10 protein-coding genes are annotated in these 10912 nt (G+C 71.2%); 1 reads left to right on the top strand and 9 read right to left on the bottom strand.

All coding sequences use genetic code 11. The annotated features are described in order from the left end of the window. The 7 genes from ABZS54_RS39620 to ABZS54_RS39590 form a co-directional block, all read right to left on the bottom strand. Positions 1-1115: Gfo/Idh/MocA family oxidoreductase (locus tag ABZS54_RS39620; protein ID WP_355547203.1), on the bottom strand; the 1115-nt coding region annotated here is incomplete at its 3' end. Positions 1116-1119: 4 nt separating this feature from the next. After that, entirely contained in the window at positions 1120-2430 is a 1311-nt protein-coding gene (locus tag ABZS54_RS39615) for an alpha-glucosidase/alpha-galactosidase (protein ID WP_355547200.1), read from the bottom strand. Continuing rightward, positions 2430-3386: a carbohydrate kinase family protein gene (locus tag ABZS54_RS39610; RefSeq protein WP_355547198.1), complete on the bottom strand. Its 957-nt coding sequence runs from the start codon at positions 3384-3386 to the stop codon at positions 2430-2432. Before ABZS54_RS39610 ends, ABZS54_RS39615 begins: the two co-directional genes overlap by 1 nt. Positions 3387-3531: 145 nt before the next feature. Further along, the gene (locus ABZS54_RS39605) at positions 3532-4428 is read right to left on the bottom strand and encodes a carbohydrate ABC transporter permease (protein ID WP_355547196.1); all 897 of its coding nucleotides are present in this window, start codon (positions 4426-4428) and stop codon (positions 3532-3534) included. Then, entirely contained in the window at positions 4425-5378 is a 954-nt protein-coding gene (locus ABZS54_RS39600) for a sugar ABC transporter permease (protein ID WP_355547194.1), read from the bottom strand. The genes ABZS54_RS39605 and ABZS54_RS39600 overlap by 4 nt, the downstream gene beginning before the upstream one ends. A gap of 11 nt (positions 5379-5389) precedes the next feature. Next, positions 5390-6658: an extracellular solute-binding protein gene (locus ABZS54_RS39595; RefSeq protein ID WP_355547209.1), complete on the bottom strand. Its 1269-nt coding sequence runs from the start codon at positions 6656-6658 to the stop codon at positions 5390-5392. A gap of 345 nt (positions 6659-7003) precedes the next feature. Continuing rightward, positions 7004-7882, bottom strand: a complete 879-nt coding sequence (locus ABZS54_RS39590; RefSeq protein WP_355547192.1) for an endo alpha-1,4 polygalactosaminidase — start codon at positions 7880-7882, stop codon at positions 7004-7006. Positions 7883-8182: 300 nt separating this feature from the next. Between ABZS54_RS39590 and ABZS54_RS39585 the strand changes: the two genes are divergently transcribed. Further along, complete coding sequence (locus ABZS54_RS39585) at positions 8183-8941, top strand: DeoR/GlpR family DNA-binding transcription regulator (protein WP_355547191.1); 759 nt, start codon at positions 8183-8185, stop codon at positions 8939-8941. A 46-nt stretch (positions 8942-8987) separates the two neighbouring features. Here ABZS54_RS39585 and ABZS54_RS39580 read toward each other — a convergent pair whose 3' ends face one another. Together ABZS54_RS39580 and ABZS54_RS39575 are read right to left on the bottom strand one after the other, a co-directional pair. Beyond that, positions 8988-9974, bottom strand: coding sequence for an NAD-dependent epimerase/dehydratase family protein (locus ABZS54_RS39580; protein WP_355547206.1), 987 nt, complete (start codon positions 9972-9974; stop codon positions 8988-8990). A gap of 103 nt (positions 9975-10077) precedes the next feature. Further along, positions 10078-10776: a polysaccharide deacetylase family protein gene (locus tag ABZS54_RS39575; protein WP_355547189.1), complete on the bottom strand. Its 699-nt coding sequence runs from the start codon at positions 10774-10776 to the stop codon at positions 10078-10080. Positions 10777-10912 lie beyond the last annotated feature (136 nt).

Raw genomic sequence — 10912 nt, 5'->3', positions numbered from 1 at the left:
CCCGCGGCCACCGCCTCGCGGGCGGCGACCGGCGAGGTGCGGGTGGGCCCGCCGTCGACCGCGAAGCGCAGGAACTCCGCGACCAGGGTCCGGTCCGCGCCGCCGTGCAGGCCGCCGCCGGGGACGGACTCGTCGCGGTCGGCGTCGGCCCGGTATCCGGAGCGGCGCAGGTTCCACAGCTTGATCGAGGGGTGGTCGTCCTCCAGGCCGTCGCCGAAGTTCTCCATCCGGCCCTCGTCGCCGATGACGGTGTAGTTGCGCCAGTAGTCGGGCGTGAAGTGGCACTGCTGGTAGCTGGCCAGGACGCCGTTGTCGAGGCGGGTGAGCATCAGGCTGATGTCCTCCACGTCGACGATCGGATTCAGGCCGGTCATCGCCGCCGGGGGCCACACCTCGGGCGCGAACCCGTCCTGGGCCCGCGGCTCCTCCTCGACCCGGGGCGCCGGATCCCGACCGGCACCGACGAGCACCGGCTCGCGCCGGGGGTTGGCGCCGTACACCGCCAAGTCGCCCATGGCGACCACGTCGCGCGAGTAGCCGCCGGCCAACCAGTGGATCACGTCCAGGTCGTGTGCGCCCTTTTGGAGCAACAGGCCGGTGGTGCGTGCGCGTTCGGCGTGCCAGTCCTTGAAGTAGAAGTCGCCGCCGTGCCCGACGAAGTGCCGGCACCACACCGACCGGACCCGGCCGATCGCGCCCTCGTCGATCAGCTCGCGCATCCGCCGCAACATCGGCAGGTGCCGCAGGTTGTGTCCGACGTACAGCCGGGTTCGCGAGTCTCGGGCGGTGCGCAGCAGTCGGTCGCAGTCGGACACCGTGATGGCCAGCGGCTTCTCCACGAAGACCGGCACGCCGGCGGTGAGGAAGAACAGGCCGGGCTCGACATGACGATCGTCCGGGGTCAGCACGAAGACCGCGTCGAGGCGATCGTCGAGCATGCGTCGATAGTCGCTGTGCACGGGGACGTCCGGGCCGAACAGGTCGAGGGCGTCGGCCCGTCCGCGCGCGGCAGGGTCGGCGCAGGAGACCACCCGCGACCGGCCCGGCCGATGCGCCTCGACGGCCAGGGCGGCGCGCTGCCCGACCCCGACGACGCCCACCCGTAGCTCGCTCATCGCGTCAGTTCCCGAGCGTGGCGCGCAGCGCGGGCTGGAGCAGGTCGCCGTGGGCGCGGGCCATGTCGTCGCACAGATCCCAGATGCGCTCGACCGGTAGCGCGGCGGCGGTGGCCGGGTCGGCCATCGCGGCGTGCCGGATGTGCCGCGGGTCGTCTTCGAGGGCGGCGCGCACGACCAGGTCGTTCATGCTCAGGTAGGCGCGGTTGAGCGCGGCGCACTGCGCGGGCAGCGCGCCGACCCGGGTCGGCTGTACGCCCAACGCGTCGACCAGACACGGGACTTCGACGACACCGTCGGCGGGAAGGTTGTCGATCAGGCCGTGGTTGGGCACGTTGCCGTAGACCGTGCGGGGGGTGCCGGTGACGATGCTGTGGATGATCTGTGGCGCGTACTCCATGGTGGACTCGACCGGGACCGGCTCGCCGGCGGTCAGCGCCCGGCGGGTCTCCTCGTAGGCGGCCATGTTCTCGTCGACGATGCCGAGATAGGCGCCCACCGGCAGGCGCAGCCGGGTGATCTCGCTGTCGTGGCCCAGGTACCAGGGCACGTATTCGCTGGAGTGCTCGCTGGTCTCGGTCGGGTAGTAGCCCAGCCGGCGATACATGTCCACCCGGACCCGGCGCCGCAGTTCGGCGTCCTCGGCGATGAGCGCGTCCAATTTCGGGTACAGGTCGGTGCCGTTGTGTTCGAAGCGCAGCACCCAGGCCTGGTGATTGACGCCGGCGGCGCGGTAGTCGACCTCCTCGTAGGGGACGCCGACCAGTTCCGCGAGGCCCTGCATGGTCCAGTAGACCGAGTGGCACAGGCCCACCACCCGGGTCAGGCCGGTGGCGCGGGTGAGGTAGCCGACGTTCATCGCCATCGGGTTGGTGTAGTTCAGCAGCCAGGCGTTCGGGCAGATCTCGGCGATGTCCTCGCCGAGCGCCTTGAGCACCGGGAAGGTGCGCAGGGCCCGGAAGATGCCGCCGATGCCGAGGGTGTCGCCGATGGTCTGGCGCAGGCCGTAGCGGGCGGGCACCTCGAAGTCGGTGCGGGTGGCCTCGCGCATGCCGACCTGGATGATGTTGATCACGAAGTCGGCGCCGGTGAGTGCCTCGCGGCGGTCGGTGTGGGTGCTGATCCGCGGGGCCGCGCCGCGTTCGGCGGCGATCAGGCGGGCCGCGCCCCGCGCGGTGGCCAGCCGCTCCGCGTCGATGTCGTGCAGCGCGATGTGCGCCTGCTGCAACTGCGGGAAGGCAAACAGGTCGGCGAGCAGCCCCTGGGTGAACACGACGCTGCCGGCGCCGACGAAGACGATCTTGGTGCGGGTCATCACTGGTTCTTTCCGTTGCGGGCGAGGGCTGCGACAGCCTCGTCCCAGGTGGGTTGCGCCGGCGTGCCGCCGTGCGCCCGGGTGGACAGGGCACCGCACGCGGCGGCGAATTCGAGGGCTCGGGCGGGCGATTCGCCGCCGAGCAGGGCCGCGAGGTAGCCGGCGTCGAAGCTGTCGCCGGCGCCGACCGTGTCCAGCGGCCGGGCCGGGACGCCGCGGGTGCGCAGCACGGTGTGGCCGTCGTGCGCGAAGGCGCCCTCGCCGCCGTTCTTGACCACCACCGACGGACCGTGCGCGGCCAGTCGTGCGGCGGCCTCCTCGGGGGTGCCGGTGGTGCGCCGGGCCAGCGCCAGCGCCTCCTGCGCGTTGGGCAGCAGGATGTCGACGACGGGCAGGACGGCGGCGAGGCCGGTGAGATCCCAGCGGCCGGTCGGGTCGTCGTTGGTGTCCAACGAGGTGCCGGCGCCGTGGGCGCGGGCGATGCCCAGCAACTCGGGCAGGGCCGCAGCGAGTTTGGGCATCAGGAAGTAGGACGCGGCGTGTACGTGCCTGCTGCGGGTGAGCAACTCCTCGGGCACGTCGTCGGGTCCGGTGTCGGCCAGGGTGCCTGCGGCGGTGAGGATGGCGCGGTCGCCGTCGCCGCGGGTGAGCACCGTGGTCAACGGCGTGGACAGGTGCGCGTCCGTGCCCAGCGCGGTGGTGTCCACGCCGCGGGCGGTCAGGGCCGTGCGCACGAAGCGGCCCGCGTCGTCGTCGCCGACGCGGCCCGCGATGGCCACGCGCAGCCCGAGGCGGGCCGCGCCGCACGCGGTGATCGCGGCGGATCCGCCGAGGGTGAGCAGGCCGGTGGGCACGAGTTGTTCGCGTTGCCCGAAGGCCAACGGCTCGTCGAGGGGGCCGAGGACGACATCGGGATTGGCGTCGCCGATGACGAGTAGGTCGAAGGTGTGCGGCATCGGGCTTCCTGGGTGCGGTGGGGTCGGTGAACCGCCGGTCGGTCTGCGGTGCGGTCGGTCTGCGGTGCGGTGGGGCGACGAATCGGGCGGCGGTGCGGTCGGATCGGGCGGGCGTCCCAGGGAGGGTCGAACTCCCGTGACCCCGTCAGCCCTTGAGCCCGCTGGAGGTGATGGACTGGATGAACGCCTTCTGCGCGCCCAGAAAGGCCAGCAGGACCGGGAGCACGGTGATCACGTTGCCCGCCATCACGGCCGCCCACTGGGTGTGATGCTGCCCCTGGAAGGTGGTCAGGCCCAATTGCAGGGTGTACTGGGTGTCGTGGTTGATCGCGATCAGTGGCCAGGTCAGGTCGTTCCAGGTGGTCAGGAAGGTGAGCACCGCGACGGTGCTCAGCGCGGGCCGGGACAGCGGCAGCACGATCAGGATCAGCACCCGCAGTCGGGAACAACCGTCGATCCAGGCGGCCTCCTCCAGTTCCCGCGGCAGCGACAAAAAGAACTGCCGGAGCATGAACACCGCGAACGGCGTCACCAGGGACGGGATGATCAGCGCGCCGAGCGTGTCGATCAACCCGAGCCGCTTCATGATCAAGAACGTCGGGATCATGGTGAGCTGGAACGGGATCGCCATCGTGGCCAGCATCGCCACCATCAGCGCGCGCGAACCCGCGAACCGCATCCTGGCGAACGCGTAGCCGCCCAGTGCCCCGAACACCAGGTTGGAGGCCACCGCGACCGCCGAGACGATCAGCGAATTCATGAACCAGCGTGGGAACATCGCGTTTCCCAGGACGTAGCGGTAGCCGCCCAGATGGATCCCGGAGGGCCACAACGCGGGTGGGAACCGGTTGATCTCCGCGTTGGTCATCACCGAACCGAGCGCGAGCCACACCAGTGGCAGCGCGAACAGCAGGGACAGCGGCGCCAGCAGCAGATGCCACGGGCTGAACGGCAGCAGCCGGCGCCGGCGCGGGCCCGATGTCGGCCGCGCATCGCTGTGCGGACGGGCCGCTTTCACGGGTACGGCGGTCGTTGTGGTCATCGCGCGGCCCCCTCGACGGCGGCGGCGGGCTTGCGACCGCGCACGAACCGCATGCCCACCCCGACCACCAGCAGGGCGACGGCGAGCACGTAGGCGGCCGCCGCGCCGTAGCCGGCGGTGAAGTTCTTGAACGCCTGTTCCCAGATGAAGTAGACGATGACGGTGGTCGAGCCCAACGGGCCGCCCTTGGTGGTCACATACACCAGGTCGAAGACCTGCAGCGCGTTGATCGTCTGCCACAGCAGCAGGAAGACGGTGACCGGCGTGAGCGTGGGCAGCACCACGTGGCGCAGCAGTTGCCACCGCCCGGCGCCGTCGAGTCGGGCCGCCTCCAGCAGCGACGGCGGTACGTCCTGGAGCGCCGCGAGGTAGATCACCACGCAGAAGCCGGTACCGCTCCACACCGAGATCGCCACCAGCACCGGCAGGGCCTGCCCGGGGTCGGTGAGAAAGCCCTGCCGGCCGATCCCCAGCGCGTGCAGGACCGAGTTGGCCGCGCCGAACTCCGGGTCCAGGATGAAGGAGAACAGCACCCCCTGGGCCGTGGCCGAGATGATGAACGGCACGAAGATCAGCGTGCGGTACAGACCCACCAGCCGGATGCGCCGGTTCAACACCAGTGCCAGGAACAGCCCGAAGGCCATGCTCAGCGGCACGTACAGCACGGTGTACAGCAGCGTGTTGCGCACGGCCTGGCCGAAGTGCGGGTCCTGGGTCAGCGCGTCGTAGTTGTCCAGGCCGACCCAGCGGCTGGGCGTGACCAGGTCGTCGGCCCGGAAGGAGAGCAGCAGCGACCAGATGAACGGCACCACGCTCAGACCCAGGATGACCACGACGGCCGGAAGGATGTACGTCCACGCGGTCGCCGACTCGCGCCGGCGTCTGCCGCGCAGCGTGCGTCGTTGTCGATCCTGGTCCGAGAGCGTGAGTGGAGCGGGCAGTGATGACATGGGAGGGCTCCTCAACGCGGTATCACGAGGGCGGCCTTGGCCGCGGCGGCGCAGCGGTTCAATGCCCGGGTCGGACTGCTCTTGCCGAGCAGCACGGAGACGATGGCCTCGCCGAGCGCCATCGAGATCTGCGGGTAGGCGGGGTGCACGGGACGCACACGCGCGGTCTCCAGGGCCTTGGTGAACACCTCCAGGCCGTTGGTCCGCGCGGCGTGCTCACGCCACTCGGACCTGGCTTCGCCGGCCCGACTCAGCGGCAGGCTGCCGGCCTCGACGTCCCAGATGACATCCTGATCCGGCTGGTTCAGCCAGGACACGAAGGTGCGCGCGGCTCGTACCCGGGTGCCACCGTTGTCGAAGACCGTCCAGGTGTCCGGCGCGCAGATGGTCAGCGGTCGGCCGCTGTAGGTGGGCAGCGGCACCACGTGGTAGTCGATCTCCGCCTGGGTGATGTCCGGGATCTGCCACGGGCCGGTCAGCACCATGCCCATCCGGCCGGACCCGAAGACCTGGTACATCTGCTCGCTGCCGGGCTTGGGGTCGATGTAGACGCTCTTGCTCCGGGCGAGCGCGTCCACGGTCTCCAGCGCGCGCACCCCGACGTCCTTGAAGCCGATGTTGCGACCGTCCGCGGCGACCACGTCGCCGCCCAGGTCCCACACCATCGGCCACAGCCGCCACACGGTGTCCTCGTCGCCCACCCCCGGCCAGCCGGTGCCGAAGACGCCGCGCTGCGCGTCGGTCAGCCGCTGCGCCGTGGCCAGGAAGTCGTTCCAGGTCCAGCCCGGCTGCGGCAGCGGGACGCCGGCGTCCTCGAACAGCCGCTTGTTGCAGATCACCGCGAGCGCGTCCAGTACGGCGGGCGCCGCCCGCACCTTGCCGTTGACGGTCACCGCCGCCCGGGCGGACTCCCAGTAGTTCTCCCAGGGGGTGGGACCCGAGTGCAGAGTCTCGCTCAGGTCGACGACCTTGGGGCTGCGGGCGACTCCGGCCAGGTCGGAGCCGAAGACGTAGGCGATGTCGGGGTAGGAGCCGGCGGCGAGTGCGGCGGTGATCTTCTGCAACATCGCGTCGGCGAGCACGCCGCCGCCGAGGTCGACCCGGATGCCGGACTGGGCGCGGTGGAACTTCTCCACCAGGCCCTCCAGGGCCGCGCGGCCGGTGTCCGTCTGGCCGTGCCACATCTCGATGGTGACGCGCCCGTCGGCGCCCACGCCGCCGTCGGTGCCGGCGCACGCGGACAGCGCCGCGGCGACCGCGGCCCCGGCGCCGACGCGCAGCACGCCGCGGCGGGAGGGACCTGCGGGATGGTGCCGGCCGAAAACCACTGGACCTCCAGGAGACTTCGAAACGCGTGAGCCCGGTCCCGCGGTGCGCGCGGGACGAGGGAAGGGGGCCACTCACGCCGGGGCGGGGACGGGCGGAGGGGGTCGCGCGGGCGCACGGATCGGCGGCACGGGCGGACCCGGGGACGGCGATCGGGGCGAACGCGCGCTCGGGACACATGTCCGCAGGCGCCGGTGGGGCGGGGGCCGCAGCCGCGGCGAGGGCGCGCGGCGGGCCGGGCACGCGGCCCGGCTCCGGATGCGAACGAACGGCGTGCCGGGCCGCGGGCGGTGGGGAAATCAGCAGGTCTCGCGCACGTACTTCCCGTCCCCTACGGGACTGACGCCGAGGTCACGGCGAACGATGCTGAGCTTGTCGCCCCACTGCGAGCACGCGTTGGACAAGCCCTTCGCGGTGTACTCGATCACGATCACGTTGTCGCCGAAGTGATCGGTGTAGTCGCTGCATTCCTTCCACTGGCCGCATTCCTCGGCGACGGCGAAGTCGAGTCCCAGGGCCGTGCGGTTCGCGGCCAGTTCGGGGGTGTTCTTCTGGCCGATCGCCAATCCGCGTTGGTGCGCGTGGGCGGAGAGCAACGCGATGTAGTCCTGGGCGTTCCCGTCGTTGAGCAGACCCTCGGAGCGGGTGAAGCTGTCGTAGTTGTCCGGCTCGACGGCCTGGAAGCCCTTGCCCGCGCATTCGTCGATCAGGGCGTCGACCTTCTGGGCGACGGCGGTGCGCTTGTCGGCGGTGCGCAGGTCGAGCAGGGCCTCCTTCCATTGGCCGTCGTAGACGATCGAGCCGTCGCCGCGGCGCAACAACACGTCGGCGGGCCAGTCGCCTTCCGCGTTGGGCTGGGCCTGGAAGGCGTTGACGTAACAGATGTTGTAGAGCCCGGGCGCCGGCGTGGCGCTGTGATCGCGGGTGACCACGTCGACTCCGGCCGGCGGGGTGTAGGCGCCGCCGATCTGGTAGTCGAAGTTCGCGTGCGTCGGCGGCAGGGGGATCGCGGCGGCCTTCGCGGTCGCGGCGGCGTTCGTGCTCGCCTTGGTGCTCGAGCCCGGAGCGTTACTCGCGTCGGCGGACGCCGAGAGGAACAGGGTGCCCGCGATCGCCGCGGTGGTCGCCGTGACTGCGGCGAGGCGTCGGGCCGATCTGCGCGGGAGGAAGGTGTTCATCATCGAACTCCAGATGCGGAGGACACGTCCCCGCCTCGGAGGTCCGCAAACATCGCGGACATCCTGGCGACTTTGTCCGGGCTTGCGGCTTCGCGCCGCCTACCGGCTGGGCGTACCTTTGACGCCGAATGCACTGCCCTCGGCGTCGCAGCAGTAAATCGAGCAACATTCGTCATGTCAAGGGATCGTCTTTGCGCAGGGTGCGCAGAAGAGATGTCGCTCCGACGCCGGAATATCGCGTATCGAACCCGCTCCAGGAATCCCGGTGACTGCGCGAATGCGCACGGATATGCTGCGCACATGCTGAGAACTGAGCGCCATGCGCGCATCCTCGAACACGTCTCCGCGAAGGGGAGCGTGAGCGTCGAGGAGCTGTCCGAGATATTGACGGTCTCGGGCGCCACGGTTCGGCGCGACCTCCAGCACCTGGACGCGATGAACCTGTTGCGCCGCACCCACGGCGGCGCGTCCGTGGGCAACATCGGCCTGGAAACGCCGATGCAGTACCGCAGCGAGCGCCGCCGACCGGAGAAGCTGGCCATCGCCCGGGCCGCCGCCGCACTGGTGCCGGCCAAGGCCGTGGTCGGGCTGACGGGAGGATCCACCGCCACCGAGATCGCCCGCATCCTCGCCGACCGCGGACCCGTCACCATCGTCACCAACGCGGTGAACATCGCGGCCGAGATGGTCCTGCACAAGGACGTCACGCTCGTCGTCATCGGCGGCACCGCGCGCAACGAAAGCTACGAACTGGTCGGCCCGATCGCCGAGAAGACCCTCGCGGACTACTTCACCGACGTGACGTTCCTGGGCGTGGACGGCATCAGCGCCGCGCACGGCTGCACCACCCACGACCAGCTGGAGGCCGCCACCGACCGGGCCTTCACCGACCGCAGCAGTCACACCGTCGTGGTCGCGGACCACTCCAAGATCGGAAAGGTGACCCTGGCGAGGATTTGCCCGCTGAGCCGGATCGGCCACCTGGTCACCGACGGGGACGCCCCGCCGGAGGAACTGGCCGCGATCGAGGAGGCGGGCGTCACCGTAACCGTGGTGTGAACCCGGCGCGGGCCCCGGAAGCGAACGACCACTCGGTCGCCGGCCGCTACGTCAGCGCGTCCAGCAGTTCGCGTTCGCGGGCCGGGCCGAGGCCGGTGCGGCGGGGGCGGTCCAGGCCCTGTTCGCGCTCCCAGCGCAGGGTGTCGGCGAGCAGCTCCGAGCGCGGGCGGTGCCGAAGTCCCGCGGTGCGCGCGGCCGTTCCGGTGCGGGCGGACCGGCCCGCCAAGTTCGCCGAGGCCGTCCACATCGCCAGCGAATCCGCGCCCATGTACTCGATCACGCCCTGCGCCAGCAGCCACCGCGGGTCGGCGGCGACCACCGGACCGTGGTGCCCGCCGGTGCCGCGGGAGAGCGCGATCCAATCCGCGAACGCGAGCGTGGGGCCGACCGCGTCGTAGGTGCCCACGGTGCCCGCTCCCGCGGCGTCCAGCAGCCAACCGGCGAGATCGCGGACGTCGACGACCTGGGTCTGCGCCGTCGGCGAGTCCGGCACCAGCATCGGGCCGTGCGGATCGCGGGCGGCCCGTCCCACCCAGTAGCCGGACCGGCCGCTGTGATCGCCCGGACCGCCGATCAGGCCGGCGCGCGCGATCATCAGTCGCTCGCCCACCGCGGCCTGCGAAGCCTGCTCGCAGGCCACCTTCGCCTCGCCGTACAGCTCGCGATCGACCTCGCCGAGCGTGGTCGGCGCCAGGAGCTCGGCGGATTCGTCCGCGTCCGGCGTGGCGTGCGAGGCGTACACGTTGATCGAGGAGACGTAGCTCCAGTGCCGGGCCCGATCCGCCAGCGCGTCGAGCGCGCCGCGCACGAAATCGGGCTGCCAGGACACCTCGACCACCGCGTCCCACTCGCGATCGAGCAGCGGTGCGTACGCCCGGGGATCGCGTCGGTCGGCGGCCACGAGCACGGCTTCTTCGGCGGGCGCGCCACTCTCGCCGCGCGCGAGGCACGTCACGCGGTGGCCCCGCTCGACCGCTTGTCGGGACACCTCACGACCCACCCACGCCGTACCGCCGAGCACCAGGATCTCCATCCTGCCACTCAAGCATCGTGCGTACCGAGGGCCAAGAGGGTTTCGCCCACGGCGGATCCGGCTCGGGCCGGACCCGATCCGGGGGCCGAACGCCGCCCGACGGCTACAGGTAGTCGTCCAGGCGGGCGAGGGCGAAGCCCTGGCGGGTGACCGTGTCGATGACCCGGCGGAGCATCTGGGTCATGTCGCCCTTCCACTGCCCGGGGCCGCGGAAGTGGGTGAGGATGATGTCGCCCGGCTTGAAGACGTGGTCGTAGCGATACTCCATCCGGTCCGGAAACGCCTCCTGGTTCCAGATCGGGAACGCGACGATCCCGCAGGACCACGCGGCGTGCAGGGTGTCCTCGTTGAACTCGCCGTAGGGCGGCCGGAACAGTCTGGGTGTGCTGCCGATCTCGCGGGTCAACTCGTCCTGCTGGCGGCAGATCTCCTGCTGCTGGCGCGCGTAGCCCAAGGTCCGCAGATCCGGGTGGCTGAGTGTGTGGTTGTTCACCATCACGCCCTGCTCGTGCAGCCGGCGGAAGTAGCCGTAGTTCTCGCGCACCAGGTGGCCGCTGACGAACGCGCTGAACGGCACCTTCAGTTCGCGGACCATCCGGGCGAAGTCCGGGTCCTTCTCCGAGCCGTCGTCGATGGTGAGGAAGACGACCCGCTGGTCGGTGGGTACCCGGTGGACCACGGCCGGCAGCTCGCCGTGCAGCTTCACACCCGGGCCGGGCCGCAACACCGGTCGGGTGGCCGGTGGTGCGGGCGCGGCGATCGGGGCGGCCGCCAGGCCCCACTTGCGCGCGGCGGCAGCCACGGCGGCGCGTTCGCGACGTGTGGCGGCCTCACGTCCCGTCAGGTCCCGATGCGCGCCCCACGCCTGCGCGGCGTCCTGCCCCGGTACCTATCAGCTCGTTGACCGCCGTCGCGGTGCCCATCAGGCCGCTGATCAC

Origin of the sequence: Embleya sp. NPDC005575, from assembly GCF_040605455.1 — a bacterium.
GTDB lineage: Bacteria > Actinomycetota > Actinomycetes > Streptomycetales > Streptomycetaceae > Embleya.
The sequence above is the reverse complement of the archived record's forward strand: the minus strand, read 5'-3'. Positions and strand labels throughout refer to the sequence as shown.

Bases quoted from the DNA above. Each gene is read 5' to 3' on its own strand.
- ABZS54_RS39585 (WP_355547191.1), top strand. From the start codon at position 8,183: ATGCTGAGAACTGAGCGCCATGCGCGCATCCTCGAACACGTCTCCGCG.
- ABZS54_RS39605 (WP_355547196.1), bottom strand. From the start codon at position 4,428: ATGACCACAACGACCGCCGTACCCGTGAAAGCGGCCCGTCCGCACAGC.
- ABZS54_RS39610 (WP_355547198.1), bottom strand. From the start codon at position 3,386: ATGCCGCACACCTTCGACCTACTCGTCATCGGCGACGCCAATCCCGAT.
- ABZS54_RS39600 (WP_355547194.1), bottom strand. From the start codon at position 5,378: ATGTCATCACTGCCCGCTCCACTCACGCTCTCGGACCAGGATCGACAA.
- ABZS54_RS39590 (WP_355547192.1), bottom strand. From the start codon at position 7,882: ATGAACACCTTCCTCCCGCGCAGATCGGCCCGACGCCTCGCCGCAGTC.
- ABZS54_RS39615 (WP_355547200.1), bottom strand. From the start codon at position 2,430: ATGACCCGCACCAAGATCGTCTTCGTCGGCGCCGGCAGCGTCGTGTTC.
- ABZS54_RS39580 (WP_355547206.1), bottom strand. From the start codon at position 9,974: ATGGAGATCCTGGTGCTCGGCGGTACGGCGTGGGTGGGTCGTGAGGTG.